Source organism: Agrobacterium sp. 5Ca50 (assembly GCF_055381905.1).
Map to the genome: position 1 here is coordinate 3,673,645 of NZ_AP026438.1, position 26,546 is coordinate 3,700,190.

Genomic DNA, 26,546 nt, shown 5'->3' on the forward strand with positions numbered 1-26,546 from the left:
GCATATAAAAGGATTGCACATGGCGGACCAATCGATCATCAGCGCGTTGCTGCTTGGTATCATAGAAGGCTTGACGGAGTTTATTCCGGTTTCGTCTACCGCACATGTGCTGCTTGCCGGACATTTCCTCGGTTTCAAGTCTCCTGGCAATACATTCGCAGTTTTGATCCAGCTTGGTGCGATCCTGGCCATCCTGCTGGTTTATTTCCAGAAATTGCTGTCGATTGCCATGGCTCTGCCGACAAGTGCCAAGGCTCGCCGCTTTGTTCTGGCGGTCCTGCTGGCTTTTCTGCCAGCTGCCATCATCGGTGCCTTTGCCCATGATTTCATCAAGCAAGTGCTATTTGAAACGCCGATGCTGATCTGTGTCGTGCTGATCATCGGCGGGGTTATCCTGCTGGCCGTTGATCGCATGACGCTGACGCCGAAATATACCGACGTCATGGACTACCCGCCGTCACTGGCCCTCAAGATCGGTTTCTTCCAGTGCCTGGCGATGATTCCCGGAACGTCGCGTTCCGGTGCCACCATCGTTGGTTCGTTGTTGATGGGGACTGACAAGCGCTCTGCGGCAGAGTTTTCATTCTTCCTGGCCATGCCGACCATGCTCGGCGCCTTCACACTTGATCTCTACAAGAACCGCGACGCACTGAGCTTCGATGATGGTGCGCTTATCGCCGTTGGCTTTATCGCGGCCTTCGTGTCCGGTCTTTTTGTGGTGCGTTCGCTGCTCGATTTCGTGTCGAAGCGTGGTTTCGCCGTCTTCGCCTGGTGGCGCATACTGATCGGCACCATAGGTCTGATCGCTCTTCTGACGGTCGGCTAAATTTTGAGAACATAACCAGGCTGGATGTGAAGATCATGTCTGGCCCGCTGGATACCAGAAATGCAAAAGCCTTTCCTGTTTCATGAAAACGGGAAAGGCTCAAAATGCCGTCAACGGTGAAAATACCGCGCGCTGGTCGTCAAACCTGAAAATCAGATGTGATTTAGTGGATTGCACCGGTTGCGCAGGGATCCACACCGTAAGCCGGGGCGCATTCACTCTTTCCGGCCGCCACAGTACCCGGCGCCATGAAAGAACCTGCCAGAACTACCAATGCCGCACACGCAAAAAACAGTGCGATAGACCTGCCCATTATATATGCCTTTCAAATGATATTGCCCACATGACGGGTCGTCCATCTTGGGGATGCGAGGCTGGGGTATATGTGTCCCACCGCCCATTATCAATAGTACAGCTTGCTGAATGCTCGGTTAATGCAAAGTCTTATTCAGCGTTGCGCTTGTGCCACGCTTTCGTATCTGACGATTGTTGGCCCAAACGAAAATCGCCCGGAAATGGTTCCCGGGCGATTGTCGATGTTTTAAAATTTTGAGCCTTGCTCTCAGGCGGCTTTTCCAGTCTTGGCGAACTGGCCGTGGGCGCGATAATGCACCATGTATGTCGGCAAAACGGACGAGACGCGAACAGGGGTAATGCCCATGGCAGCAAGTGTCAGGCCATTCTTCTCCGCGCTTTCGGAAACGACATTGTCCTTCTTCAACAGCGTAACCTGATCAGCGGTAAGTGCTGGCTTGATCAGTGGAACCATCGAGGAAATCTTGCCGATCAGCGAAGCGATCGGGAATGGCAGTGATATGAACGGGCGCTCACGATAGGTGGCAGCCAGAACTGCCTCAAGACAGTCACGGAATGTCATGACTTCCTGACCGCCGAGTTCGTAGATTGCGCCAGGCTTCAAGGCGCCATCAACGGACTTTGCAACAGCTTCCGCAACATCTTCAACATACACAGGCTGGAACTTCGTCTTGCCGCCGCCAATCAACGGCAGGAACGGCATGGTCTGCGCCATGCGAGCAAATTTGTTGAAGAATTCGTCTTCATTGCCGAATACGACGGAAGGACGCAGGATAACCGCGTCTGGCAGAATGCTCTGTACGGCAGCTTCCGCACGACCCTTGGTGCGGGCATAGGACGATGCAGAGTTGGCGTCGGCACCAATTGCCGAGAGATGGGTCAGCTTCGCACCGGCGGCGCGGCTGGCTTCGGCAATTGCGCGAGCACCAAATTCCTGCACAGCGTCAAATGTGTTGCGGCCGCTTTCAAGCAGCAGGCCAACACAGTTGACCACGTAATCGGCATCCTCGACAGCCTTGTCGATCGACTGGCGGTAACGAAGATTGGCCTGGGCGAAGGAAATCTGGCCAACATTGCCGAGTGGCTGCAAGAAGCCGGCAAGATCAGGACGGCGGACAGCAACGCGAATGCGGTAACCGCGCTTTGCCAGCGTCCGTACCACATGACGCCCGATAAAGCCCGAACCGCCGAACACGGTGACGAGAGGGGGAAGGTTTGCCAAGGTCATGACAGGCTCCTGCGAACGGAATTACTGAGGTTTTAATGGTCTCTTAGCTGAAAGCGGGCAGCAGGTGAAGAGAGAACAGCATCAAGGATTACCCTTTGATGAAAGGTTCTCCATTCACACTTGTTTTGCGTCAAATTCCCTCGACAACTACCAGCTCTGCATCGGAAACTTCCTGACGAATTTTCAGGGCTTCCTGGTACTCAGGGGAGTTGAAACAATCGACGGCCGCCTGTCTCGAAGGGAATTCGATTACCACGTTACGCTGGCGTGCTTTGCCTTCAAGTTCACTAAACTCACCTCCACGGGCGAGAAACACCGCGCCGAACCGCTCAAAGGCAGGTTTGGCGGTCGAAACATAGTCCTTGTAACGGTCGGTGTCGTGTACATCGATGCGGGCAATCCAATAAGCCTTGGCCATCAGTTCAACTCCTTTAAAGTGCAGTCTGCATTTCAGCGAGAATAGCGCGTGCAGCGGCTTTCGGATCAGCAGCTTTGACGATCGGGCGGGCAACCACAAGATGGCTGGAACCGGCGCGGATGGCATCAAGAGGTGTCATCACACGTTTCTGATCTCCGTGATCGGCACCTGCCGGGCGAATGCCCGGGGTAACGACGGCCATATCTGGTCCAAGAACCTCGCGAACGGCACTTGATTCTTCAGCAGAGCAGACAATGCCGCCCATGCCAGCTTCGCGGGCCTGTTTGGCGCGCAGCAGGACAAGTGAGCGGGCGTCGCCACTGTAGCCGGCTTCGATGAGGTCGTCATTGTCCATGGAGGTCAACACGGTAACGCCCAGCAGGCAGAGGTCGGAGCCCTGTGCAGCCTTGACGGCAGCCCGCATGGCCTTGGGGTAGGCGTGAAGCGTCAGCATGGAAACGCCCATCTTGGCAATGTTCTCGACGCCTGATGCAACCGTGTTGTCGATATCCAGCAACTTCATATCGAGGAAAACCTTCTTGCCGCTCTGGACAAGATCACGGGCAAATTCAAGGCCACCAGCAAAGGCCAGCTGATAACCTACCTTGTAGAACAGAACGTCATCACCAAGCTGGCTGACGATTGTTTCGGCTTCTTTTACTGTCGGAATATCAAGTCCGACGATCAGGCGATCGCGTGCGGTCATCTCGGCTCCCCGTTCGTTGAAAGCATTCCGCGCAAAGACGCGCGGCGCTGCGTTGCACCGGTGTGATGAAACACAATATGCTTGGTCGCGTCCAAGTCGCATGAGATGGGTTGTTCCGCAAGAAAAAACGGACCCCACAAATGGTGAGAGCCTTTTCATGTTCAATGAAAAGGCTCTGCGTGGCGTCTGTAGGTTTAGCTGCGGGTGTAACACCACAACTGTGCAGGCGGAATATTGCGGACGATGAAGTCGAAATGCCGGATATGGTAGCGCGATGGCTGCGCAATGATCGGCGAAACCGGGCCATAGGAAATCTGGATGACAGGACGGCCAACCGGAACGCGGTCCAGCAGCTGTTCCAGAAGGTTCGTGCGGGCCGACATCGGGAAGTTCAGCAGTGGCACAGCGGAAATGACGCTGTCAAAAATCTGGTCTTTCTGTTCGCCAAGCGTCTTTTCCAGATCAAACGCGTCGCCATTGATAAAATTAACGCCGGGGTAATGACGCAGAAGCTGGTTATAGAAATCGGTCGAAAACTCGATTGCTGTCAGGTTTTCCGGTTTGATGCCACGGGCCAGAATGGCCTTGGTGATAACGCCGGTGCCTGGGCCAAGCTCAAGAACGGGAAGGCCTGACTGCGGAGTGATGACGCTTGCCATCTTGCGTGCGGTGACGGAGGAGGTTGGAACGATTGCGCCAACAGCCTTTGGCTGGCTGACCATTCCCTTGAAGAAGCGAATTTCCTCTTCAAATTTTCTCCCAAAACGTTCCTTTAGGCTTAAACCCATCTGTTCCCTCTCCGTTTGACGGCGACAGTCATTGTCTGCGGTTATGTTGCGCTCGTTTGCCGCAAAAACAAGGCAAAATGTCGCAATTGGGTTCTTTGCAGATATTTTCTTTCTGCAGCTTATAGTGCCGAAGAACGCCACGGTGTTTTGATAACGACAGGCGATAACCTGATGGCCTGACGCTCAAGGCTTCTATTGCAATGCGTCTGGACGCTTTAAATCACATTGAATGAAAAACGCCGAAGGGGGTGAACCTCCGGCGTTTCAACAGATATGACTATATGTTGAGCCGGCTGTGTTACACGCGCATCGGCATCAGGACGTAAAGAGCATCATCGGCGGCAGTGTCGCGCACCAGCGTCGGCGATCCCGCGTCGGCCAGCAGGAAAATAGCGTCGTCGCCTGAAAGCTGCGAGGTGATATCAAGCAGGTACTTTGCGTTGAAGCCGATTTCCATCGAGTCGTTGTCGTAGTCGATCGCGACTTCTTCAGTCGCGCTGCCGGAATCGGGGTTATTGACGGTAAGCGTCAACTGACCACTGGTGATTGCCAGCTTCACCGCACGACCACGCTCGGAAGAAATGGTCGATACGCGGTCAACTGCCTGGGCAAAGCTCTGGCAGGCAACGCGCATTTCCTTGTCGTTACCGGTCGGGATGACGCGCTGGTAATCCGGGAAAGTGCCGTCGATCAGCTTGGATGTCATGACAATCGAACCGATCGTCAGACGGATCTTGGCGTCGGAAACTTCCACCGTCACGATCAGTTCAGGATTATCGACCAGCTTTTGCAACTCACCCACGGTCTTGCGTGGAATGATGATGCCCGGCATGCCTTCGGAGCCGGATGGTGCCTCGACATCGGCGCGTGCCAGACGGTGGCCATCGGTTGCGACAGCGCGCAGCTTGAGGTCGTTGTCGCTTTCAATCGTGTGGAAGAAAATTCCGTTCAGGTAATAACGGGTTTCTTCCGTCGAGATGGCGAACTGGGTGCGATCGATCAGCATTTTCAGATCGCTCGCCTTAAGCTTGAATGTATGGCTGAACGTGCCAGCTGTCAGATCAGGAAAGTCTGTCTCCGGCAGGCACTGCAGTGAAAACTTCGAACGGCCGGAGGTAACCGTCATGGAGGAACCGTCCGGATTGGTTGCCAACAGAACCTCGGAACCGTCAGGCAGCTTGCGCACGATTTCGTATAGCAGATGCGCTGGTACGGTTGTTGCGCCGGCCTGCTCGACCATGGCCGGTGTTGCTTCTGTTATCTCGAGGTCAAGGTCAGTTGCTTTCATGTCGAGGCTCGCACCGGAGGCGCGCAGCAATACGTTCGACAGGATCGGAATCGTATTCCGGCGCTCCACGACCCTATGGACGTGGTTTAGCGATTTCAGAAGGTTGGAACGCTCAAGAGTAATACGCATGGACACTACCGCTTTCGACCGCGCGAACCGGAAACCCGGATCGACAATTGTATGCATGTCTGGCTGAACCAGAAACTGTGGGACGGGCAAAATGGCAGAGATATACCGAAAAATGCAAGAGGCGAATGCGCACGGCGCGCTCCATTTTGGTGCTATACAACATGATCCACAGCCAAAAACACCTTGGTGCCCTTGTTCAGGCATCGTCTCTTTACCATAAAGGCAGGGAAGATGCGGATAATGATCGGAAATAAGAGTGACGGATAATGAAACGAGCGGCACGCCATCAGGTGGCGTGAAGGGATATCTGGTTGGTGGCGTGACAGTGCCGGCCCGCCCGCTGGATGTAGCGCTGTACCTTGTCGCCACTCCGATCGGCAATCTCGGTGATATCACCCTGCGCGCTCTCGAGACCCTGGCCTCGGTTGATGTACTGGCCTGCGAGGATACCCGCGTCACCCGCATCCTGCTGGACCGTTACGGCATTCGCAACCGGCCGTTTTCTTATCATGAGCACAATGCCAATGAAGCGGGGCCAAAATTGCTGGCAGCGCTCGAAGCCGGAAAATCCGTCGCTCTTGTTTCCGATGCAGGCACACCGTTGGTCTCCGACCCCGGTTATCGTCTCGGTCAATTGGCGCTCGAAGCCGGTTACCGCGTGGTTCCCATTCCCGGTGCGTCCGCGCCACTTGCCGCACTTGTTGGTTCGGGCATGCCAAGCGACGCGTTTATGTTTGCAGGCTTTCTGCCGGTCAAGGACCGCGGCAAACGCGATCGTTTTTCGGAACTGTCCAAAACGCCGGCAACATTGATCTTTTTTGAATCGCCCCATCGTATTTGCGCGACCATCAAGGTTGCGTCAGAAGTTCTCGGTGTAAACCGTCGCGCCGTTGTGTGCCGTGAACTGACCAAGACCTTTGAGGAGTTTCGTCGCGGCACCCTTGGCGAATTGACCGAGTGGTACAATGAGGACCGTGTGGTCAAGGGCGAGATCGTGCTGTTGATTGAGCCTCCGTCCTTTGACGAAGTGCCTGACATCGAGGACGTAGAGGATCTGTTGAAGGATTTGGCCTCCACCATGCCGACCGCAAAGGCAGCGGCCGAAGCGTCAAGGCTTACCGGCCTGCCACGCAAGGAGCTTTATCAGCGACTGCTCCACATGAAGAATGCCAATGGCGGTTGAAGGCCGGCTAAAGAAACGAAAAAGGGCTCACCGGCGCGGCCATCTGGCGGAATATCTCGCTGCCCTTTACCTTGTTCTCAAGGGGTACCGCATTCTGGCGCTGCGTTATCGCACGCCGCTCGGTGAAATCGATATCATCGCCCGCAAGGGTGAACTGGTGGCGATGGTTGAGGTCAAGGCGCGTAGAGCCGAAACGACGGCTGTGGATGCGGTCAGTTTTGAATCGCAACGACGTATCCGCGCGGCCGCCGATGTCTGGCTCGCCCGCATGCGCGGCACAGGCCACCTGTCGCTGCGGTTTGATATTGTCGCCATCCTGCCATGGTCATGGCCCCGGCATTTCCGCGACGCTTTCTAAAGGCGTTTCAGCCATCGGGAAGGGTTGGCGTCGCGCCTATGGCTGGGGCGGGAGCGGCGAACTCAGCTTCTGCTTTTTATTCGGAGTGCATCAATTGACAGCGGTTCAGCAATATTTGCATCTGCGGAGTGATTTATCGGCATAACGGCGCGCTCTAATAAAGACGTGCAATCAGCATCATGCACAACTGTAACAAATCTGACATGTAACTGTTAAAGTGGCGTCATGGAACGTCACTATTCGCATGCTCACCCCAATCAACTGGTGGAGAGGATCGAGTAATGCTCAAAAAGTTTTCCATGGCCGCACTGGCCATCAGCGTTTCGGCAACGTCTTCCATGGCGGCAACCAACATCACTTGGTGGCACGGCATGGGCGGTCGTAACGGCGAAGTCATCAACGAGATTTCGCAGAAGTTCAACGCATCGCAGGCCGAATGTGCGCTGACCCCGGTTTCCAAGGGCACTTATGAAGAAGCTCTCGCCAGCGGTATCGCAGCATTCCGTTCGGGCGAACAGCCAAACATCCTTCAGGTTTTTGATGCTGGCGCGGCCACCATCATCAACGCCAAGGGCGCAGTTATTCCTGCTGAAGACCTGATCAACAACGCCGGTTACAAGTTCGACCGCGAAGCCTTCATCCAGGGCGTACGTTATTTCTACGCGGATTCCGAAGGCAAGTTTGTCGGCATGCCGTTCAACTCTTCCGCTCCGATCATGTACATCAACACCGAAGCCTTCAAAAAGGCTGGCGTTGAAGTGCCAAAGACCTGGGAAGAATTCGAAACTATTGCACCGAAGCTGAAAGAAGCCGGTTACACCGCGCTGACCGCCTCGCAGCTGACCTGGCAGTTCACCGAAAACTTCTTCTCGCGTCATAACCTGCAGTTCGCAACCAACAACAATGGTTACGACAGCGTTGTTGACACCAAGATGAACCTCACAGACCCGAACCTGATCAACATGTTCGAGAAGCTGAAGTCCTGGGCTGACAACGGTTACTACGCCTATTACGGCGCTGGCTGGGCCGACAACCAGAAGCCTTTCGAAGAAGGTAAGGTTGCTATGTGGATCGGTTCTTCCGGTTCGTTCGGTGGTCTGCAGAAGACTGCAACCATGCCATTCTCGGCTGATTTCCTGCCTTACTGGAAGTCGGTTGAAGGCGCTGGCACCAACACCTTCATCGGTGGTGCAGCCCTGTTTGCGATGGCTGGCAAGCCTGAAGCAGAAAACAAGTGCTCTGCTGACTTCTTCCAGTTCCTGACATCGCCGGAAATCCAGAAGTTCTACCATGAAGCAACCGGTTATGTTGCCATCACCAATGCTGCTTACGAGCTGACGAAGTCTGAAGGCTACTACGAAAAGCAGCCTGTTGCTGAAGTTGGCATCAAGCAGCTGATGCTCAAGGGTGGCGATTGGTCCAAGGGTTACCGTCTCGGTTTCTACCCACAGATCCGTTCGATCATGGAACGCGAATACAACCGTATTTTCGCTGGCGAAACGACTGTGAAGCAGGCGTTTGAAACCATCGAAAAGGAAGGCAACGAGCTTCTCGCACGTTTCGCCAAGACGGCTGGCTGATATCAGCGATCCCCGATAGTCGAATGTAAACTGGGCCTCCTTTCCCTTGTGGAAGGGAGGTCCATTCAGCGATTACCCGTATTGCGCAATTCTAGAGGTTGTCCGCCATGCGGTTTGCCGGAATTGCTTCAGGAGCAACGAGCGTGGCTTACACATCCTCTCAACCTCGCCGCATCCGGTTTCTTCCCGGATTTATCACCAAGGCGAATAAGCCGGCTGTTTTGGCCGAACCGGCTGGCATGAAACGGGTGCAGTTTTCCTCGTCGTTTCTTCCCTATCTGTTTCTTGCGCCGCAGCTGGCGGTTATTTTTATCTTCTTCTACTGGCCGTCCGTGCAGGCGGTTCAGTCTTCATTCTATATTGAAGACCCGTTCGGTTTCGGTTCGACCTTTGTCGGTTTCGACAATTACACCGAAGCAGTTTCCAGTTCGGAATACGGCAATATTGCCAGGTTTACCGTAATCTTCACGGCACTTGTCACACTGTTTTCGTTATCGCTGGGCCTTCTTCTGGCGATCAAGGCCGACAAGATCATCCGTGGCAGTTCCGCCTACAAGACCTTGCTGATCTCTGTTTATGCGATCGCACCGCCAGTGGCGGGCCTGATCGGCATGATGTTCTTTGACCAGCACATCGGTCCGTTCGTAAAACTTGCCTCGTGGTTTGGCTGGGACATGAAAGTTGGGTTGAACTACTTCGATACGGCATTTGCGATGATTACCGTCGCTGTGTGGAAGCAGATCCCCTACAACTTCATCTTCTTCCTGTCGGGCCTGCAGGGCGTACCCGTATCTGTTCGTGAAGCAGCAGCCATCGATTGCCGTTCAGGTTTCCGCCGGTTCTGGACGGTTATCCTGCCATTGCTGACCCCAACCGCCTTCTTCCTTTTGATCATCAACATCACCTATGCGCTGTTCGACACATTCGCGATCATTGACGTGATGGTGAAGGACAAGGCCGCCAATAACCCCATTACCCTTGTCTACAAGGTCTTCATGGATGGTTTCCGTGGTAACGATATCGGTGGTTCGTCCGCCCAGTCCGTCATTTTGATGCTCGTGGTGTTTGCTCTCACAATCATCCAGTTCCGCTTCCTCGAGAAGCGCATTCACTACAGCTGAGCGGGGAACAGACATGTACAAGACAAAACCTCTCGACCATCTGGTGCTGATCCTCGGTTCGCTGTTTTTGATGTTACCGGTCGTGGTCGCTTTCATGACGTCCACCCATACGGCGGCAGAAATTCACAGCAACGGCATTACCATTCTGCCAGGTGACAACATGGTGGCCACCTACCAGAAGGTCCTGACGCAGAAGGGCGGTTTTACCGGCCAGATCACCGGCTTCAATATGGTCGTCAATTCGTTGATCCTCGGTGTCGGTTTTGCCGTCGGCAAAATCGTGCTGTCGATGATGGCGGCCTACGCCATCGTCTACTTCCGTTTCCGTTTCGCAACGCTCGCATTCTGGATCATCTTCACGACGCTGCTTTTGCCGCTCGAAGTGCGCATCATGCCGTCCTATCAGGTGATGAGCCAGCTTGGTCTGCTTAATACCTATAGTGGTCTGATCGTGCCGTTGCTGGCTTCTGCCACCGGAACCTTCTACTTCCGGCAATTCTTTAAGTCTGTGCCAGACGAGTTGCTGGAAGCGGCCCGCATCGACGGCGCCGGTCCGCTCAAGTTTTTCATTGATGTTCTGGTGCCGCTGTCGCGCACCATGATGGCCGCCATCTTCATCATCATGTTCGTCTATGGCTGGAACCAGTATCTCTGGCCCATGCTGATGACCACGGATGAGAGTTTCTTCACCTTGATGCGTGGCATCAAGTCCATTCTCCAGGTCTGGATCGGCTCCCAGATCCCCGATTACAACGAAGCTTTTGCGCTTGCGGTGCTCGCCATGCTGCCGCCGGTTCTCATCGTGGTGATTTTCCAGCGGTGGTTCATCAAGGGCCTCACCGAAAGCGATAAATAAAGGATAGGTAACATGGCCGAGATCGAAATCAGTCAGGTCTGCAAGGATTACCATGGTGGCGTACGCGCCGTTCACGGGGTCGATATCTCCATCAATGACGGCGAGTTCATCGTGCTCGTTGGCCCATCCGGTTGCGGCAAGTCCACACTTTTGCGCATGGTCGCGGGTCTCGAAGAAATCTCCGAAGGCACGGTGAAAATCGGTGGGCGTGTGGTCAACAATGTTGACCCTGCTGACCGCGACATCGCCATGGTATTCCAGAACTATGCGCTTTACCCGCATATGACTGTGTATGAAAACCTTGCCTACGGTCTGAAAAACCGCAAGACACCAAAGGCTGAGATTGACGCACGCGTGCAGGAAGCGGCGCGCATGCTGGAACTGCAGCCCTATCTGGAGCGCAAGCCGCGGGCTCTGTCCGGTGGTCAGCGTCAGCGCGTTGCCATGGGTCGCGCCATCGTGCGCAAACCGGCTGCCTTCCTGTTCGATGAACCTCTGTCCAACCTGGATGCCAAGCTGCGTGTTTCGATGCGCGGTGAAATCAAGCGTCTGCAAAAGCGTCTTGGCACGACATCGCTTTACGTCACCCATGACCAGCTGGAAGCCATGACACTGGCCGACCGTCTGGTTGTACTGAACGGTGGCCGTATCGAGCAGATTGGCGCACCTCTGGATGTTTATCACACGCCAGCCTCGACATTTGTCGCAAGCTTCATCGGCTCGCCGGCCATGAACCTCGTTGCCGGTGAATTACATGGTGATCGTCTCGCCATCGGCCCTGAAATCATGACATTGAAGAGCTTTGCGCCGGCATCCGGTGCTGTCACGGTTGGCATGCGAGCCGAAGATTTCCGCATCGCCGGGCCCGAGGAAAAGGGGCTGGCATTCCGTGTCGATTATGTGGAAGAGCTGGGTTCGCAGCGCCTCGTACATGGTTTTGTGGGCGATCAGGCAATGACGGCTGCCTTCCCGCCGGATCTGCCAGTACCGCTGGAGTTCTCGCTGACCATCGCGCCGGAGAAGCTGCACTTCTTCTCTGTTGAAACAGGAAAGCGGATTGAGCCGCAACATGCGCGTTTCAATGCAGAACAACAGACCGCTGCTATCCCTTTATTTGCGGGCTGAAACCTCTGCATTTGAGGCCAGATCGATAAAATTGAACGGACTGGATGAACGGTATCGTTATTTGTTTGCGCTAAACCCCAATCGACAAAACCGGTTGGGGAAAGCGTATGTCGATCAAGATCATGTTGGCAAGTTCGTTGGCTATGGCAATTCGTAGCGTGCCGCTTATTCCCTTGACGTCTCGTCGCGGCAATCTGGACGCCGTCGTTGCCGCTTCGAGCCATCGCATGGATATGAAGGACGCGCCAATCAATCCGGACTGGATTTTGTCAGGCACGCCACATGCGCGTGCCGCAGACCATTCCAGAAGTCGAGATCGCGCCTCCAGCACTGCAATGTGGGACTGCACAGCCGGTGAATTCCGCTGGTTTTTCGGTTGGGATGAGACCGTTTATATCCTGGAAGGTGAAGTGCATGTCACGGCTGAAAACGGTGTGGTGAGTGTGTTGCGCAGCGGTGACGTTGCTTATTTCCGCGCCGGAACATGGGCGACATGGCGCGTGGACAACTACGTGCGCAAAGTGGCTTTTATGCGCCGTCCATTTCCGACAATGCTGGCTCTGGCCTATCGTGTCTGGAACAAGATTTTCTCGGCTCGCTCCTACAGCCTTGCCAGGTAGAGTATCAATAAAACTCATAGATGCCGCATGTTGCAGCAGTTGCCTTTAAAGCCCCTCTATCCTAAATCTGTCGGGCTTTGAGAAAAGGGACTGCGCATGGCAAAAATCAAGAACGTTGCGATCCAGATGGATCATGTAGCCGGCATCAATATTGCCGGGGATTCGACCTTTGCCATGAGCCTTGAAGCGCAGGCCAGAGGCTACCGGCTGTTTCATTACACACCGGACCGTCTCAGCATGCGTGACGGCAAGATTTACGCCACTGTCGAGCAGATGGAACTGCGCGACATCAATGGCGATCACTATTCCCTGTCAGAACCGGAGCGCGTTGATCTGTCGACGATGGATGTCATTCATCTGCGCCAGGATCCGCCCTTCGACATGGCCTATATTACCTCCACGCATCTGCTGGAGCGCATTCACCCCAAGACATTGGTCGTCAATGATCCAGCCTGGGTACGCAACTCGCCTGAGAAGATCTTCGTCACCGAATTTGCAGACCTGATGCCGGCAACGCTGATCACCAAGGACGTGACCGAGATTGCCCGCTTCCGTCAGGAAATGGGCGATATTATCCTGAAGCCGCTCTACGGCAATGGTGGCGCTGGCGTATTCCATTCGACCCGTGACGACCGCAACTTTTCGTCGCTTCTGGAGATGTTCGGCCAGATGTTCCGCGAGCCCTATATCGCCCAGCAGTACCTGCCTGACGTCCGCAAGGGTGACAAGCGTATCCTGCTGGTGGATGGTGAGCCGGTTGGTGCCATCAATCGTGTGCCGGCTGAAAATGATGCCCGCTCCAACATGCATGCCGGTGGTCGCCCCGAGCCGACAGAACTGACGGCGCGTGAAAAGGAAATCTGCGAGCGGATTGGTCCTGCACTGCGTGAGCGCGGTTTCCTGTTCGTCGGTATCGATGTGATCGGTGACTACATGACCGAGATCAACGTGACCTCGCCGACCGGCATTCGCGAAGTGAAAAAATTCGGTGGTGCCGACGTGGCAAGCCTGTTGTGGGACGCCATTGAGCGCAAGCGCGAAGCGCAGGGCTGATTGGCCCTGTCTGCTTGGATGTGAAGGAATGGCCATTCCTTTGCATCCGTTACAACTCGAACACACCATATACGTGAAATTGTTCACGTAACGTTCTTGTTTTGCAACGTCTCTTGTGTCAGGCTGTTTGAGGCGGCCGGACAACGGGCAGATCATGTCTGGTGATGGCCGCTATAATCAGGTCTTCCGCCGGTCTCTAGCCATGAGGCTCCGGACCAGCGGATGCGGTTTACAGGAGCAGGCCATGGTGGCTCGGGTCAATACGGTTGCATTTCAGGGCATCGAAGGTGTGCCCGTTGAAGTTCAGGTCATGGTTGCGCCGGGCCGCGTCGGCATACAGATCGTCGGACTGCCGGATAAAGCCGTTGCTGAAAGCCGTGAACGCGTCCAGGCCGCCTTGCATGCGTCCGGGCTTGCGCTCCCCCCAAAGAAGGTCACCGTCAATCTTGCCCCGGCAGATTTGCCAAAAGAGGGCAGTCATTTCGACTTGCCCATTGCGCTTGCCCTGATGGCGGCGCTCGGGGCCATACCTGCTGAAGCGCTGGCCGGTTACGTTGTTTTGGGAGAACTGAACCTTGATGGAACGATTGGTGCGGTAGCCGGCGCACTGCCTGCTGCTATCGGTGCCAATGCCATGGGTAGAGGCCTCATCTGCCCGGCGGACAGCGGCCCGGAAGCCGCATGGGCCGGTGCGGATATTGATATCCTGGCACCGCGTAGCCTGATTGCGCTGGCCAATCATTTTCGCGGTACACAGCTTTTGTCGCGTCCGCAGCCCGCCATCCGCGCGACACCTGCCAATATGCCCGACCTTGCCGACATAAAGGGGCAAGAGAGCGCCAAACGGGCGCTCGAAGTTGTTGCCGCCGGTGGTCATAACATGCTGATGGTCGGGCCTCCCGGGTCGGGCAAGTCAATGCTGGCTTCACGACTGCCGTCTATCTTGCCGCCCCTGTCGGCAGCAGAATTGCTGGAGGTCTCGATGGTGCATTCCATTGCAGGCCAGCTTTCTGGCGGAAAACTGTCCGATAGCAGGCCGTTTCGGACGCCGCATCACTCTGCCACCATGGCAGCCCTTGTCGGCGGCGGTTTGCGTGCCAAGCCGGGTGAGGCATCGCTGGCCCATAATGGCGTATTGTTTTTGGATGAGTTCCCGGAGTTTTCACCGCAGGTGCTGGATGCTTTGCGCCAGCCGTTGGAAACCGGCGAATGTATCATTGCGCGTGCCAATCATCGCGTGAGCTATCCGGCGCAAATTCAGCTGGTTGCAGCGATGAACCCGTGCAAATGCGGTATGGCAGGCGAACCGGGCTTTACCTGTGCCAGAGGACCACGCTGCGTTTCCGATTATCAGGCCCGGATTTCCGGTCCACTGATGGACCGTATCGATATCCGCGTCGATGTTCCCGCTGTTTCGGCGGCGGACCTAATCCGCCCAATGGCGGCTGAAAGCAGCGTGGATGTTGCAAGGCGTGTAGCGCGTGCCCGTGAACGTCAGCAGGAACGGTATGCCAGTGCCGGTTTTGCCGAGATCAGGACCAATGCGCGTTGCTCAACCGCTCTGATTGAGCGTTTTGCTGAACCGGACGCGCCTGGTTTGCAGCTTCTGCGTGATGCCGCAGAACGCCTGAAATTCTCAGCGCGCGGTTATCACCGTATTCTCAAGGTGGCGCGGACACTTGCCGACCTTGAGGGGCACGACATCGTCAGCCGCATCCATCTGGCTGAAGCCATTTCCTATCGTATTGCCGGAGAAAGGCTCACCGCTGCGGCGTGAGGCTTAAAAACTTGGGTGTAGAATTGGCCCGCCGTGCGCGACAGCATGGCGGGCCTTTTTTTGTGTTAGAGACCGAGACCTTCAAACAATGCTGTCGAAAGATAACGTTCCGCAAAGGACGGAATGATCACGACGATGTTCTTGCCAGCGTTTTCTTCGCGGCTGCCAACCCCAATGGCAGCTGCAAGCGCAGCACCGGAGGAAATGCCAACCGGAACACCTTCAAGGCGCGCAACGAGGCGTGCCGTTTCAAACGCCTCGTCATTGGTGACGGTGATGATTTCGTCATAGATCGCGGTATCAAGTACAGCGGGAGCAAAACCTGCGCCAATGCCCTGGATTTTGTGCGGGCCGGGGTTGCCTCCGGACAGAACGGGGCTGTCAGCAGGCTCAACCGCAACCACCTTAAAGCCTGGTTTACGTGCCTTCAATACTTGGCCAACACCGGTAATGGTGCCGCCGGTGCCAATACCGGACACGAGAATGTCGGCAGAACCGTTGGTATCGTTCCAGATTTCTTCGGCAGTTGTCTTGCGATGAATATCAGGGTTGGCTGGGTTTTCAAACTGTTGCGGAATAACGGCGTCAGGCAGTGTTTCTGCCAGTTCCTGCGCCTTTGCAATGGCGCCCTTCATACCCTTCGGGCCTTCGGTCAACACAAGCTCGGCACCCAACAGCACCAGCATCTTGCGACGCTCGACCGACATGGTTTCCGGCATGGTCAGAATAAGCTTGTAACCCTTGGAAGCGGCCGCGAAGGCGAGCGCGATGCCGGTATTGCCGGATGTCGGCTCAACAAGCGTTGTCTTGCCGGGGGTGATCTTGCCCTGTGCTTCAAGGCTTTCGATCAGCGCTACGCCAATACGGTCCTTGACCGAGGAGATCGGGTTAAAGAATTCGAGCTTTGCCAGAAGGTTGGCCTTGACGCCTTTTTCCTTGGCCAGCTTGTCGAGGCGTACGATCGGCGTATCACCAATCGTCTCGGTGATCGACGAATAGATACGTCCGCGTCCGGGCTTTCGGGCTTCTGACATGATAGTCTCCTTTAATATGCAACCGGCAGAAATTACCGCGCAGAATAGGAGCAATCACGGTTTCAGGCTAGCGAACGTTTGTTCTTATGCGAGCCGTTACTTGGAAAATTCTCGTGAAATCTCCACTTTGGCCGAACAAATATTTCAACTGGCGCGGGTGGCAATCATTGCTGCTGTTCCCGCCAGAATACCGGCGGCTGTGCGGTTGAGAATTTGCAGTGCGCGGGGTTTCTTCAGCAGGGTGCGTGCCTTGGTGGCAAGCAGGATGTAGGGCAGAAGCACTGCCAACAAAACCACGAATGTAACGGCAATCAGCGTCAGATATTCCGAGATACCGATAACACGAATATCAATCAGTGTTGGAACAAGCGCCACGTAAAACAGCATGGTTTTGGGGTTGCCGAGCGTGATTAGAAGACCTGACATGAATGACATGCCGATGCTAGTGGATTTACGCGCTTTCAGGTCGGTCGACAAAAGCCCCGCCGTCCAAAGCTTCCATGCAATATAGATGAGGTAGGCAGCGCCCGCGAATTTCAGCACCAGAAATGCTTCGTGGAAGGTTTGCGCGACAAAGGCCAGTCCAAGAATAACGGCCGTCAGATAGACCATATCCCCGAGAACAAGACCGAGACCCATGAAGAAGGTTTCACGAAACCCGGAACCCAGAGCACGCGCCACAATGGCAGTCATGCCAGGGCCGGGAATGGCAGCGGCAATGAACAGGGCTGTGGCGTAGGCAAGCAGGGTGCCGATTGTCATGGAAGGCTCCGAAATCACATTCTGCTGTGCGGTGTATCCAACTGGCATGAACTTTTCAATCATGGACAATTCGGGCGATGCAGGCGCGCGCAAACCGATGCGTTTTAAGATCCCTCAGGCAGTCCCAGTTGAACCGAAGCCGCCCGTTCCACGGCTGGTCTCGGAGGTCTCACTGACCTCGGTAACAACAACCTGCGTCACAGGTGCAATCACCATCTGGGCGATGCGCATGCCGCGTTCGATGACGAAGTCTTCTTGCCCGAGATTGGCGAGAATGACTTTGACTTCACCGCGATAATCGCTGTCCACAGTGCCTGGTGAATTGAGGCAGGTGATACCGTTCTTGATGGCAAGACCGGAACGAGGGCGAATTTGCGCTTCAAAGCCAACGGGCACTTCGAAGATGAAACCTGTCGGCACAAGCATGCGCTGACCGGACTTCAGGATAACCGGGGCATCGGCATCCACGGCAGCGCGCAGGTCCATGCCAGCAGCGCCGCTGGTTTCGTACGACGGCAGTTCCAACCCCTCGCCATTGGCAAGACGGATGAGTTTAAGCTGCGGAGATGGGGATATATCGTAAGGCATAGTGCCATTTGCTTTGTCACCATGGTGCAGGTCAATTGCATATCGCGGCTTGAAACTGTAAAGACGGCGCCAATCAACAGGAATTTCTCAATGGCTGAAACACTCGCCGAGGCGGTATCCCGCCGTCGCACATTCGCGATTATTGCGCACCCGGATGCCGGTAAGACGACGCTGACCGAAAAACTGCTGCTGTTCGGCGGAGCGATCCAGCTGGCCGGTGAAGTGAAGGCGAAGAAGGACCGTATCCAGACCCGTTCGGACTGGATGAAGATCGAACGCGAGCGCGGCATCTCGGTCGTCACCTCTGTTATGACCTTTGAATATAATGACCGGGTGTTCAACATTCTCGATACACCGGGCCACGAAGACTTTGCGGACGATACCTATCGCACGCTGACGGCAGTGGATGCCGCGATCATGGTTATCGATGCCGCCAAGGGTATCGAGCCGCGGACGCTGAAGCTGTTTGAAGTCTGCCGTATGCGCGACATTCCGATTATCACCTTCATCAACAAGATGGACCGTGAAAGCCGCGACCCATTTGAGATTCTGGATGAGGTGGAAGAGAAGCTGGCGCTGGACACTGCACCGGTAACCTGGCCAGTTGGCCGCGCCAAGACATTCTCCGGTGCGTATAACCTGGCAAACAACACGTTCCGTGGTGTCGATACGCAGGTTGAATCCTTGCCGGTTGAGGGCCCAAGAGCAGTTGCTGACCGTCTGCCAGAAAATGAGCGTGAAGCCTTTATCGAAGAAACGGAACTGGCGAGAGAAGCTTGTCGCCCGTTTGATCGTCAGGCTTTTCTGGAAGGCCACATGACCCCTGTGTTCTTTGGTTCGGCACTGCGCAACTTTGGCGTTCGTGATCTCATCAACGCGCTGGGCGATTTTGCGCCACCACCGCGCGACCAGGTAGCAGATACCCGCACCGTTCACGCGTCGGAAGACAAGATGACGGCTTTCGTGTTCAAGATTCAGGCCAATATGGACCCGAACCACCGCGACCGTATCGCGTTTGCCCGCATCTGCTCCGGCAAGCTGGAGCGCGGCATGAAGGCGCGTCTGGCACGTACCGGCAAGCAGATGGGTCTCACAGCGCCGCAGTTCTTCTTTGCCTCGCAGCGCCAATTGGCTGATACGGCCTTTGCCGGTGACGTGGTGGGCATTCCCAACCACGGCACGCTTCGTATCGGCGATACGCTGACCGAGGGTGAAAACCTTGTGTTCCAAGGCGTTCCGAACTTCTCGCCAGAAATTCTGCGTCGCGTGCGACTGGAAGATGCGATGAAGGCCAAGAAGCTGAAAGAAGCACTGCAACAGATGGCGGAAGAGGGCGTTGTGCAGCTGTTCTCGCCAGAGGACGGCTCCCCTGCGATCGTCGGTGTGGTCGGTGCGCTGCAGTTGGACGTTTTGAAAGAGCGTCTGATGGGCGAATATGGCCTGCCGGTGTCGTTCGAAATGTCGCGCTTTTCGGTCTGCCGCTGGATTTCCTCCGACCAGCCTGCGGAAATGGACAAGTTCCTCAACGTCAAGCGAGGCGATATCGCCCGCGATCTGGACGGCGATCCGGTATTCCTGGCGCAGGATGCATTTTCGCTGCGCTACGAATCCGAGCGTTATCCGGCCATCAAGATGGTTGCCATCAAGGAATATCACGCTGCCAAGGCGGCGTGATAGCCGATCAATAGCATCCCCGGGATCAATGCCGAGAGCGCCGTGTGTCAAAGATGCACGGCGCTTTCATGCTTTTGAGGGATGTTTTGGACCTTGCGAAAATCGATTCCGATTTTGGTTGCGATGCGCTAGGGTCGGTTGAAACATCAATCGGTTACTTCGCGCATGACACTTTCAGGCAAACACATTCTTCTGGTCATTTCTGGCGGGATCGCGGCTTACAAGAGCCTTGATCTTATTCGTCGCCTGAAAGAGCGTGGCGCAAAGGTAACGCCCGTGATGACCGCAGGTGCGCAGGAATTTGTCACGCCGCTGGCGGTTGGTGCACTGTCAGCCACCCACGTCTTTACCGAGCTTTTTTCCCGGCAGGATGAGCAGGATGTCGGCCACATCCGGCTGGCGCGCGATTGCGATCTTGTTCTGGTTGCCCCAGCTACTGCAAATCTGATGGCCAAGATGACACATGGTCTGGCCGATGATTTGGCTTCAACCGTGCTGTTGGCCACTGACAAGCCAATCTTGATCGCTCCGGCCATGAACCCGAAAATGTGGTCGGCCAGTGCAACACAGCGCAACATCGTGACATTGAAAAACGACGGTATTCATTTCATTGGCCCGATGGCTGGTGAAATGGCCGAGAAAGGCGAGGGCGGCACGGGCCGTATGGCCGAGCCGCTGCAGATCGTTGAGGCCGTCGCGGTACTTTTTGACACTGCGCCAAAACCACTGGCCGGGAAAACGGCGATTGTGACCTCTGGCCCGACCCATGAACCGATTGATCCCGTACGTTATATCGCCAACCGCTCGTCTGGACGGCAGGGCCACGCCATAGCCGCCGCCCTTGCACGGCTGGGCGCCAAGGTGACGCTTGTTTCCGGTCCGGTGACTATCCCAGACCCGACTGGCGTGACGACCGTGCATGTCGAGCGGGCCGAAGAAATGCGCGATGCGGTGATTGGGCGTCTGCCTGCCGACATTGCCGTCTTTGTGGCAGCGGTTGCGGATTGGCGGGTGGCGACCGCGTCCGATCAGAAGATCAAGAAACAGCCGGGTGATGCACCACCGGCACTCATGCTGACAGAGAACCCCGATATCCTGAAAACTGTCGGCCACCATGAAAAACGTCCGACTTTGGTTATCGGTTTTGCGGCGGAAACACAGGACGTCGAAAATAATGGCCGCGCCAAGCTGGAACGCAAGGGCGCCGACATGATCATCGCCAATGATGTATCCCCGGAAACCGGTGTGATGGGCGGTCTGCGCAATCAGGTAAAGCTGATTTCGAAAGATGGCGTCGAGGCTTGGCCGGATATGGGCAAGGATGAAGTTGCCGACCGTCTCGCAGCGATGATTGCGGAGAAACTGGCATGAGCATTTTTGACCGTGATGGTTTTGATGACCTGTTGTCGAAATGGCCGGGTGTGACCTTTGTCGACCAGTGGGATTCGCACGTTGCCAAAGTCGGGGGAAAGGTTTTTGCTGTTCTCGGAAACAGCGATAACTGGCGTCTTGTCGTGAAGTGCTCCGAGGAAAGTTTTGAAATCCTCACCTCGCTCGAAGGCATAGGTCAGGCGCCCTATTTCGCCAAACGCAAATGGATATCGATCGCAGACCATTCCCCGCTGGAGCGCGAGGAACTGGAGCATTATCTGCGCCGCTCCTATGACGTGGTAGCATCTGGGCTAACCAAGAAGCTGCGCACGGAGCTGGGCATCGCTATCAGCTGATCCGTATTGCGATGTAAACCAGCACCAAAGCAATGATCCAAAGCGCGATACGGCCCCAGCGGGTGTGACGCGCTTCTGCCTTGCCAATGGCTTCTGCGGTCTGCGCGTCAAAACGTACACCGTTTTCGCTCATATAGACCAGTTCGCCATGCAGTTTTTCGGTCTTGGCGGCAATTTCCGGAATGGCCTCGGCCAGCTTTACAGCCGCCTTCATGCCGTCCTTCAAGTCAGTGACGATGCGCTTGGGACCGAGATTGTCGCGTATCCAGCTGCCAACCACCGGATCGGCGGCCTTCCACATGTTGAAACGTGGGTTGAGAATGCGAGAAACGCCTTCCACCACCACCATTGTCTTTTGCAGCATCACCAGCTCAGGCCGGGTTTCCATGTCGAAAAGCTCGGTAACCTCAAACAGCAACGTCAGCAGCTTGCCCATTGAAATGGTTTCGGCTGGTTGACCGTGGATCGGCTCGCCAATGGCTCGGATGGCCTGTGCAAAGCTCGCAATATCATGATGGCCGGGCACATAACCCGCTTCAAAATGCACCTCGGCGACGCGCATGTAATCGCGGGTAATGAAGCCATAGAGAATTTCGGCGAGGAATCGGCGTTCCTTTTTCCCCAACCGGCCGGCAATGCCCATGTCGACGGCAACGATCATGCCCTTGGCATCGACAAACAGATTGCCGGGATGCATATCGGCGTGGAAAAAGCCATCACGCAGGGTGTGGCGCAGGAATGACTGGATCAGCGTATCGGCCAGCTTGTCGAGATCGTGGCCCGCCGCTTTCAGCGCCTCCACGTCAGACATCTTGATGCCGTCGATCCACTCCATGGTCACGACATCACGGCCGGTCCGTTCCCAGTCCACGTCAGGCACGCGGAAACCGGGGTCGTTTTTGGTGTTTTCGGCAATCTCTGAAAGGGCTGCAGCCTCAAGGCGCAGGTCCATCTCGATCTTGGTCGTCTGCTCCAGCGCGCGAGTGACTTCAACCGGACGCAGGCGCCGGGCAGAACGAACGAAACGCTGCTGCAGGTCGGCAATCAGATACATTGCTTCCAGATCGTTCTGGAAGCGCTGTCGCACACCGGGGCGGATGACCTTGACGGCAACCTTACGCGGTCCCTGTGGCGTATCCACGATGGCCGGATGCACCTGCGCAATTGAAGCGGCGGCGATCGGATCGCCAAACTCGCGGTAAAGCTCGGTCACCGGACGGCCGAGCGATCCCTCGATATTGGCCTTTGCCGCGCTGATCGGGAAAAATGCCATACGGTCCTGAAGACCAGCCAGGTCATCGGCAAATTCGGCACCCACCACATCAGGGCGGGTCGCCAGAAACTGGCCCATCTTGACATAGGACGGCCCGAGCCGTTCCACCGCACGCGCCAGCCTGTCGCTACGCTCGCGACTTTTGGCACGGTTGCGCGCAAAGGGTTTCAGCAGCGCTTTGGCAAATTTTGCCGATGCGGGCAGATCATCGGACGGCAGTGCCAGAAACACGCCCTCACGCACGAGAACCCAGCCGACCCGTGCCAGCCGGAAATATGCACCCGGTAAGCTCATGCAAATGCTCTGTTCTGACGGTAGAAAGTCATTGGATTACAGTTTCCAGCCGGAATGCAGTGCAGCGATGCCGCCGGTATAATTTGTGTAGCTGACGCGCGAGAACCCGGCGGTGCGGATCATCGTCGCGAAATCTTCCTGCTTGGGAAATTTGCGGATGGATTCCACCAGATACTGATAGGGCTCGGCATCACCGGTAATCATCTTGCCGAACTGCGGAATGGCATTGAACGACCACAGATCATAGACCCGGTCGAGCAGCGGCATTTCCACTTCGGAAAATTCCAACACCAACAAACGGCCGCCACGTTTCAGAACGCGGTGGGCTTCTTTCAGGGCGAAATCGATACGCGGTACGTTACGAATGCCAAATGCAATCGTGTATGCATCAAAGCTGTTGCTTTCCAGCGGCAGTTCTTCGGCATTTGCCTCAACAAACGTCAAATTTTCGGAAAGACCTTTCTTGGCAGCCCGTTCCTGACCGACACCCAGCATGGAGCCATTAATGTCGAGAACCGTGGCATGCGCCAGCCGGTTCGAAGCCTCGACGATACGAAACGCAACGTCGCCCGTGCCGCCCGCAACATCCAGCACCTTGTAGGTCGGATCCTTGCGCGGATTGAGCGAGGATACCATCGCATCTTTCCATAGGCGGTGCAGACCGGCAGACATCACATCATTCATGATATCATATTTCTTGGCGACCTTATGGAAGACCTCGTTGACCATGCCCTGCTTCTGGCCTTCTTCGACCTTGTGAAAGCCGTAAGACGTTTCCATGCCGCCATCTGCGGTGGTGCGGGCCTCGGTCATTGTCTGTCTCCATTCTTTATTGCGCGGCGGACCATAGCGGAAACGCTTTCGCGACGCTATCTGTGGCGGTATCAAATGGCCGCGATATGTGCAGGTGGTCTATAGAGCATAAAGTCGCATCGATAAACAACTGGATGAATGCCATGCCCGAATTGCCAGAGGTAGAAACAGTCAGGCGCGGTCTGGCGCCCACCATGGAAGGCGCGCTGGTTGACGCGGTGGAATTGCGTCGGGCTGATCTTCGGTTTCCGTTCTCGGAAGGTTTTGGCTCTGATCTCGCCGGTCGCAAGATTCTGTCGCTTGGCCGCCGCGCCAAATATCTGCTGATTGATCTGGAGGAAGACCGCACGGTCGTTGCCCATCTTGGTATGTCCGGATCGTTCCGTATCGAGGCGTGGGGCGTTAGCAGTGGCAAGGGTGAACCTGAGACGCCGGGTGAGTTCCATCACCCACGTTCAAAGGATGAAAAGCACGATCATGTGATCTTTCATTTACAAACGGAAAGTGGGCCGCAGCGCGTGATCTATAATGACCCGCGCCGGTTTGGTTTCATGCATCTGATCAATCGGCGCCATATCGATCGCTATCCGGCATTTGAAAGCCTTGGCCCGGAACCCACAGGTAACAGCTTGAGTGCCGATTATCTTGCCAGCCGTTTTGCGGGCCGTAAGCAGCCCTTGAAGACAGTGTTGCTTGACCAGAAGATCATCGCAGGTCTCGGCAATATCTACGTCTGTGAGGCCCTGTGGCGGTCGGGCCTGTCGCCGGAGCGGGCAGCCGGTACGCTGGTGACCAAAGCGGGTGAGGCGAGTGACCGACTGGTTCTGCTGACCCAGAAAATTCGTGACGTGATTGCCGATGCCATCGCCGCAGGAGGATCGTCACTGAAAGACCATATCCAGACGGATGGTACGCTCGGTTATTTCCAGCACTCCTTTTCCGTCTACGACCGGGAAGGGCACGCTTGCCGCACACCCGGTTGCGCGGGTACGGTGACACGCATCACGCAGGCAGGTCGCTCTACTTTCTATTGCGCGGTTTGCCAGACCTGACACGAGCCCTAGGGAGAACGGCCATGGATTATGAAACGTTGCTGGTGGAAAAGCGCGATGAGGTTGGTGTCATCACCCTCAATCGTCCCAAGGCTCTGAACGCGCTGAACTCGACGGTCATGAAAGAGATGCGCCACATTATGCAGTCGTTCACGACAGACGATTCCATCGGCGCCATTGTCATCACCGGATCGGAAAAGGCATTTGCAGCTGGTGCCGACATCAAGGAAATGCAGACGCTCGATTTTGTCGACGCCTATCTGGGCGACTTTATCGGTGGCTGGGACGATGTTGCGGCCACCCGCAAGCCGGTCATTGCCGCCGTATCCGGTTTCGCACTGGGTGGTGGTTGCGAGCTTGCCATGATCTGCGATTTCATCATCGCATCGGATACGGCAAAGTTTGGCCAGCCCGAAATTACACTGGGCATTATACCCGGCATGGGTGGCTCGCAGCGGTTAACCCGCGCCGTAGGCAAGGCCAAGGCAATGGATCTCATATTGACAGGTCGTATGATGGACGCTGTGGAGGCTGAGCGTGCTGGCCTTGTTTCCCGCATTGTCGCGCGAGAGAAGCTGCTGGACGAGGCTGTGGAAGCCGCCACACGTATAGCCTCCCTGTCGCGTGCCTCCGTTCTTATGGCCAAGGAAAGCGTCAACCGCGCCTTTGAACTGCCGCTTGCAGAAGGTCTGCGGTTTGAGCGGCGTATGTTCCACTCGCTCTTTGCAACACAGGACCAGAAGGAAGGTATGGCTGCATTCGTGGAGAAGCGGAAACCGGCGTTTCGCAATCGCTGATATTTCGCGCAATGGAGTCGGAATCTCTGGTTTCGTTGAAAATGCGCGTTGACGGGCGCGCGCATTCGAGCTATATGCCCGCCCACGGTAAAGGATAGCCCGTCAGGCTTGTCCAAATAACTCCCGCAATTCTGGAACGTGAGGTCTTTGAAAGACTCTGTCCTGTGGTTGTGGAAATTAAATCGAATTCGAAGAGAGGCATACATGGCCAATACAACTTCGGCGAAAAAGGCGACCCGCAAGATCGCTCGCCGCACTGCAGTCAACAAGGCTCGTCGTTCGCGCGTTCGTGGCTTCATCCGTAAGGTTGAAGAAGCGATTGCAACTGGCGATCTCGCTGTTGCAACCGAAGCTCTGAAGGCCGCTCAGCCGGAAATCCAGCGCGCAGCCACAAAGGGTGTTCTTCACGGCAACACCGCATCCCGCAAGGTGTCCCGTTTGGCACAGCGCGTTAAGGCTCTCTCAGCCTAATATAATCCTTTTGGAATATAATTTTAAAAGCCTGGTCTTCGGACCGGGCTTTTTGTGCTTGTAACCGTTTATTAACGTCTCGGCATTTAACATGACAATCCCAAGTCAAGCTGATGACACAAAAAATCCTTTAAAATCAAATTCTTGCGAGAGGTCTTTATCAAGTAGCCTATCTTTCTCTGCGAAAGGTGGCAGAGGTTTCGAGTCAAGTTTTTTTTTAATTTTTTTATTTGGATAGCCTCGCGAAAGCCTAGAAATTTGAATCTCATTGATTCATAAGCGATTCTCCAAAATAGGCCCGGCGTGATGCAAAATGGTTAGTCAGAGTCAATGGCTGATCTTCGGCTTTGCAGAAAAATGACCATTGATCTCAACCTACGATCCTGCCTAAATGCACCTCGTCAGGGGGCACGGATTACAATCCATCAACTGTTTCGAGTATTGAATTCGAAGGTTCGATAGTTCCTTGCGGCGGGATGTTTTTCATCCCGTTTTTTCAGATATCGACACGATGCAAACTGCAACTGTGATGGTTGTAGAGCGGAATTTCTTTGTCTTGAAAAAAGTGATCTGAAGTTGAAACGAAAGGAGCACCGACAAGTGCATCGCAGGCCTCTCCATGATGAAGAGGGAAATGGGACAACCGGCTCGCGAGCAATAAACGAACTTTGAGCGATTCTTAACGAGGGG

Annotated in this window: 26 protein-coding genes; 16 read left to right on the forward strand and 10 right to left on the reverse strand. The window is 55.3% G+C overall.

Going from position 1 to position 26,546, the window contains the following annotated elements:
• The first annotated feature begins 19 nt into the window (after positions 1–19).
• Positions 20–826 (forward strand): undecaprenyl-diphosphate phosphatase, encoded by an 807-nt coding sequence (locus ACZ5FM_RS17600; RefSeq protein ID WP_259147819.1) that lies wholly within the window; start codon positions 20–22, stop codon positions 824–826.
• Positions 827–1,388: 562 nt separating this feature from the next.
• Here the strand turns inward: ACZ5FM_RS17600 and ACZ5FM_RS17605 are convergent.
• The 5 genes from ACZ5FM_RS17605 to dnaN form a co-directional block, all read right to left on the reverse strand.
• Positions 1,389–2,369: a complex I NDUFA9 subunit family protein gene (locus ACZ5FM_RS17605; RefSeq protein WP_464039354.1), complete on the reverse strand. Its 981-nt coding sequence runs from the start codon at positions 2,367–2,369 to the stop codon at positions 1,389–1,391.
• A 130-nt stretch (positions 2,370–2,499) separates the two neighbouring features.
• The gene (locus ACZ5FM_RS17610) at positions 2,500–2,787 is read right to left on the reverse strand and encodes a DUF1330 domain-containing protein (RefSeq protein WP_192486738.1); all 288 of its coding nucleotides are present in this window, start codon (positions 2,785–2,787) and stop codon (positions 2,500–2,502) included.
• Between the two features lie 13 nt (positions 2,788–2,800).
• Entirely contained in the window at positions 2,801–3,493 is a 693-nt protein-coding gene (pyrF, locus tag ACZ5FM_RS17615; RefSeq protein WP_250983371.1) for an orotidine-5'-phosphate decarboxylase, read from the reverse strand.
• Between the two features lie 194 nt (positions 3,494–3,687).
• Positions 3,688–4,281: a phospholipid N-methyltransferase PmtA gene (pmtA, locus tag ACZ5FM_RS17620; protein ID WP_275640421.1), complete on the reverse strand. Its 594-nt coding sequence runs from the start codon at positions 4,279–4,281 to the stop codon at positions 3,688–3,690.
• A gap of 298 nt (positions 4,282–4,579) precedes the next feature.
• On the reverse strand, positions 4,580–5,698 hold the full coding sequence (gene dnaN / locus ACZ5FM_RS17625; RefSeq protein ID WP_192486741.1) for a DNA polymerase III subunit beta: 1,119 nt from the start codon (positions 5,696–5,698) through the stop codon (positions 4,580–4,582).
• A 295-nt stretch (positions 5,699–5,993) separates the two neighbouring features.
• Between dnaN and rsmI the strand changes: the two genes are divergently transcribed.
• The 9 genes from rsmI to ACZ5FM_RS17670 all read left to right on the forward strand — a co-directional run bounded on the left by rsmI (position 5,994) and on the right by ACZ5FM_RS17670 (position 15,371).
• Complete coding sequence (gene rsmI, locus ACZ5FM_RS17630) at positions 5,994–6,881, forward strand: 16S rRNA (cytidine(1402)-2'-O)-methyltransferase (RefSeq protein ID WP_464040499.1); 888 nt, start codon at positions 5,994–5,996, stop codon at positions 6,879–6,881.
• Positions 6,871–7,239: a YraN family protein gene (locus ACZ5FM_RS17635; RefSeq protein WP_250983373.1), complete on the forward strand. Its 369-nt coding sequence runs from the start codon at positions 6,871–6,873 to the stop codon at positions 7,237–7,239. Before rsmI ends, ACZ5FM_RS17635 begins: the two co-directional genes overlap by 11 nt.
• Positions 7,240–7,520: 281 nt before the next feature.
• Entirely contained in the window at positions 7,521–8,819 is a 1,299-nt protein-coding gene (locus tag ACZ5FM_RS17640; RefSeq protein ID WP_464039355.1) for an extracellular solute-binding protein, read from the forward strand.
• A 143-nt stretch (positions 8,820–8,962) separates the two neighbouring features.
• Entirely contained in the window at positions 8,963–9,940 is a 978-nt protein-coding gene (locus ACZ5FM_RS17645; RefSeq protein WP_464039356.1) for an ABC transporter permease subunit, read from the forward strand.
• Between the two features lie 13 nt (positions 9,941–9,953).
• Positions 9,954–10,796, forward strand: a complete 843-nt coding sequence (gene ugpE / locus ACZ5FM_RS17650; RefSeq protein WP_259147810.1) for a sn-glycerol-3-phosphate ABC transporter permease UgpE — start codon at positions 9,954–9,956, stop codon at positions 10,794–10,796.
• Between the two features lie 12 nt (positions 10,797–10,808).
• On the forward strand, positions 10,809–11,921 hold the full coding sequence (locus ACZ5FM_RS17655; RefSeq protein WP_312946522.1) for a sn-glycerol-3-phosphate import ATP-binding protein UgpC: 1,113 nt from the start codon (positions 10,809–10,811) through the stop codon (positions 11,919–11,921).
• 107 nt (positions 11,922–12,028) lie between these two features.
• On the forward strand, positions 12,029–12,541 hold the full coding sequence (locus ACZ5FM_RS17660; protein ID WP_312946520.1) for a cupin domain-containing protein: 513 nt from the start codon (positions 12,029–12,031) through the stop codon (positions 12,539–12,541).
• A 96-nt stretch (positions 12,542–12,637) separates the two neighbouring features.
• Positions 12,638–13,594, forward strand: coding sequence for a glutathione synthase (gshB, locus tag ACZ5FM_RS17665; protein WP_259147804.1), 957 nt, complete (start codon positions 12,638–12,640; stop codon positions 13,592–13,594).
• A 244-nt stretch (positions 13,595–13,838) separates the two neighbouring features.
• Entirely contained in the window at positions 13,839–15,371 is a 1,533-nt protein-coding gene (locus ACZ5FM_RS17670; RefSeq protein ID WP_192486748.1) for a YifB family Mg chelatase-like AAA ATPase, read from the forward strand.
• A 65-nt stretch (positions 15,372–15,436) separates the two neighbouring features.
• Here ACZ5FM_RS17670 and cysK read toward each other — a convergent pair whose 3' ends face one another.
• The 3 genes from cysK to dut all read right to left on the reverse strand — a co-directional run bounded on the left by cysK (position 15,437) and on the right by dut (position 17,755).
• Positions 15,437–16,405 carry a cysteine synthase A gene (gene cysK / locus ACZ5FM_RS17675; protein WP_464039357.1) on the reverse strand — a complete coding sequence of 323 codons (969 nt, stop codon included), beginning with the start codon at positions 16,403–16,405 and terminating at the stop codon, positions 15,437–15,439.
• Positions 16,406–16,549: 144 nt separating this feature from the next.
• Complete coding sequence (locus ACZ5FM_RS17680) at positions 16,550–17,167, reverse strand: LysE family translocator (protein WP_464039358.1); 618 nt, start codon at positions 17,165–17,167, stop codon at positions 16,550–16,552.
• Between the two features lie 114 nt (positions 17,168–17,281).
• Positions 17,282–17,755, reverse strand: coding sequence for a dUTP diphosphatase (dut, locus tag ACZ5FM_RS17685; protein ID WP_312946489.1), 474 nt, complete (start codon positions 17,753–17,755; stop codon positions 17,282–17,284).
• A gap of 90 nt (positions 17,756–17,845) precedes the next feature.
• Here dut and ACZ5FM_RS17690 point away from each other — a divergent pair, with 90 nt between their 5' ends.
• The 3 genes from ACZ5FM_RS17690 (at position 17,846) to ACZ5FM_RS17700 (ending at position 21,156) form a co-directional block, all read left to right on the forward strand.
• Complete coding sequence (locus tag ACZ5FM_RS17690) at positions 17,846–19,429, forward strand: peptide chain release factor 3 (protein ID WP_464039359.1); 1,584 nt, start codon at positions 17,846–17,848, stop codon at positions 19,427–19,429.
• Between the two features lie 165 nt (positions 19,430–19,594).
• Positions 19,595–20,800, forward strand: a complete 1,206-nt coding sequence (gene coaBC / locus ACZ5FM_RS17695; protein ID WP_464039360.1) for a bifunctional phosphopantothenoylcysteine decarboxylase/phosphopantothenate--cysteine ligase CoaBC — start codon at positions 19,595–19,597, stop codon at positions 20,798–20,800.
• Positions 20,797–21,156 carry an MmcQ/YjbR family DNA-binding protein gene (locus ACZ5FM_RS17700; RefSeq protein WP_464039361.1) on the forward strand — a complete coding sequence of 120 codons (360 nt, stop codon included), beginning with the start codon at positions 20,797–20,799 and terminating at the stop codon, positions 21,154–21,156. Before coaBC ends, ACZ5FM_RS17700 begins: the two co-directional genes overlap by 4 nt.
• Here ACZ5FM_RS17700 and ubiB read toward each other — a convergent pair.
• Entirely contained in the window at positions 21,149–22,723 is a 1,575-nt protein-coding gene (gene ubiB / locus ACZ5FM_RS17705) for a 2-polyprenylphenol 6-hydroxylase (protein WP_464039362.1), read from the reverse strand. The genes ACZ5FM_RS17700 and ubiB overlap by 8 nt on opposite strands.
• Positions 22,724–22,759: 36 nt before the next feature.
• Entirely contained in the window at positions 22,760–23,536 is a 777-nt protein-coding gene (gene ubiE / locus ACZ5FM_RS17710) for a bifunctional demethylmenaquinone methyltransferase/2-methoxy-6-polyprenyl-1,4-benzoquinol methylase UbiE (RefSeq protein WP_192486755.1), read from the reverse strand.
• A gap of 143 nt (positions 23,537–23,679) precedes the next feature.
• Here ubiE and mutM point away from each other — a divergent pair, with 143 nt between their 5' ends.
• The 3 genes from mutM (at position 23,680) to rpsT (ending at position 25,856) form a co-directional block, all read left to right on the forward strand.
• On the forward strand, positions 23,680–24,588 hold the full coding sequence (mutM, locus tag ACZ5FM_RS17715) for a bifunctional DNA-formamidopyrimidine glycosylase/DNA-(apurinic or apyrimidinic site) lyase (RefSeq protein WP_464039363.1): 909 nt from the start codon (positions 23,680–23,682) through the stop codon (positions 24,586–24,588).
• A 23-nt stretch (positions 24,589–24,611) separates the two neighbouring features.
• Positions 24,612–25,385 (forward strand): enoyl-CoA hydratase, encoded by a 774-nt coding sequence (locus ACZ5FM_RS17720; protein ID WP_464039364.1) that lies wholly within the window; start codon positions 24,612–24,614, stop codon positions 25,383–25,385.
• A gap of 204 nt (positions 25,386–25,589) precedes the next feature.
• Complete coding sequence (rpsT, locus tag ACZ5FM_RS17725) at positions 25,590–25,856, forward strand: 30S ribosomal protein S20 (RefSeq protein ID WP_004439523.1); 267 nt, start codon at positions 25,590–25,592, stop codon at positions 25,854–25,856.
• The last annotated feature ends 690 nt before the right edge of the window (positions 25,857–26,546 follow it).

Excerpts from the sequence above, each read along its gene's own strand:
- ACZ5FM_RS17600 (WP_259147819.1), top strand. The coding sequence starts at position 20 with ATGGCGGACCAATCGATCATCAGCGCGTTGCTGCTTGGTATCATAGAA.
- ACZ5FM_RS17605 (WP_464039354.1), bottom strand. The coding sequence starts at position 2,369 with ATGACCTTGGCAAACCTTCCCCCTCTCGTCACCGTGTTCGGCGGTTCG.
- ACZ5FM_RS17610 (WP_192486738.1), bottom strand. The coding sequence starts at position 2,787 with ATGGCCAAGGCTTATTGGATTGCCCGCATCGATGTACACGACACCGAC.
- pyrF (WP_250983371.1), bottom strand. The coding sequence starts at position 3,493 with ATGACCGCACGCGATCGCCTGATCGTCGGACTTGATATTCCGACAGTA.
- pmtA (WP_275640421.1), bottom strand. The coding sequence starts at position 4,281 with ATGGGTTTAAGCCTAAAGGAACGTTTTGGGAGAAAATTTGAAGAGGAA.
- dnaN (WP_192486741.1), bottom strand. The coding sequence starts at position 5,698 with ATGCGTATTACTCTTGAGCGTTCCAACCTTCTGAAATCGCTAAACCAC.
- ACZ5FM_RS17635 (WP_250983373.1), top strand. The coding sequence starts at position 6,871 with ATGGCGGTTGAAGGCCGGCTAAAGAAACGAAAAAGGGCTCACCGGCGC.
- ACZ5FM_RS17640 (WP_464039355.1), top strand. The coding sequence starts at position 7,521 with ATGCTCAAAAAGTTTTCCATGGCCGCACTGGCCATCAGCGTTTCGGCA.
- ugpE (WP_259147810.1), top strand. The coding sequence starts at position 9,954 with ATGTACAAGACAAAACCTCTCGACCATCTGGTGCTGATCCTCGGTTCG.
- ACZ5FM_RS17655 (WP_312946522.1), top strand. The coding sequence starts at position 10,809 with ATGGCCGAGATCGAAATCAGTCAGGTCTGCAAGGATTACCATGGTGGC.
- ACZ5FM_RS17660 (WP_312946520.1), top strand. The coding sequence starts at position 12,029 with ATGTCGATCAAGATCATGTTGGCAAGTTCGTTGGCTATGGCAATTCGT.
- gshB (WP_259147804.1), top strand. The coding sequence starts at position 12,638 with ATGGCAAAAATCAAGAACGTTGCGATCCAGATGGATCATGTAGCCGGC.
- ACZ5FM_RS17670 (WP_192486748.1), top strand. The coding sequence starts at position 13,839 with ATGGTGGCTCGGGTCAATACGGTTGCATTTCAGGGCATCGAAGGTGTG.
- cysK (WP_464039357.1), bottom strand. The coding sequence starts at position 16,405 with ATGTCAGAAGCCCGAAAGCCCGGACGCGGACGTATCTATTCGTCGATC.
- ACZ5FM_RS17680 (WP_464039358.1), bottom strand. The coding sequence starts at position 17,167 with ATGACAATCGGCACCCTGCTTGCCTACGCCACAGCCCTGTTCATTGCC.
- dut (WP_312946489.1), bottom strand. The coding sequence starts at position 17,755 with ATGCCTTACGATATATCCCCATCTCCGCAGCTTAAACTCATCCGTCTT.
- ACZ5FM_RS17690 (WP_464039359.1), top strand. The coding sequence starts at position 17,846 with ATGGCTGAAACACTCGCCGAGGCGGTATCCCGCCGTCGCACATTCGCG.
- coaBC (WP_464039360.1), top strand. The coding sequence starts at position 19,595 with ATGACACTTTCAGGCAAACACATTCTTCTGGTCATTTCTGGCGGGATC.
- ACZ5FM_RS17700 (WP_464039361.1), top strand. The coding sequence starts at position 20,797 with ATGAGCATTTTTGACCGTGATGGTTTTGATGACCTGTTGTCGAAATGG.
- ubiB (WP_464039362.1), bottom strand. The coding sequence starts at position 22,723 with ATGAGCTTACCGGGTGCATATTTCCGGCTGGCACGGGTCGGCTGGGTT.
- ubiE (WP_192486755.1), bottom strand. The coding sequence starts at position 23,536 with ATGACCGAGGCCCGCACCACCGCAGATGGCGGCATGGAAACGTCTTAC.
- mutM (WP_464039363.1), top strand. The coding sequence starts at position 23,680 with ATGCCCGAATTGCCAGAGGTAGAAACAGTCAGGCGCGGTCTGGCGCCC.
- ACZ5FM_RS17720 (WP_464039364.1), top strand. The coding sequence starts at position 24,612 with ATGGATTATGAAACGTTGCTGGTGGAAAAGCGCGATGAGGTTGGTGTC.
- rpsT (WP_004439523.1), top strand. The coding sequence starts at position 25,590 with ATGGCCAATACAACTTCGGCGAAAAAGGCGACCCGCAAGATCGCTCGC.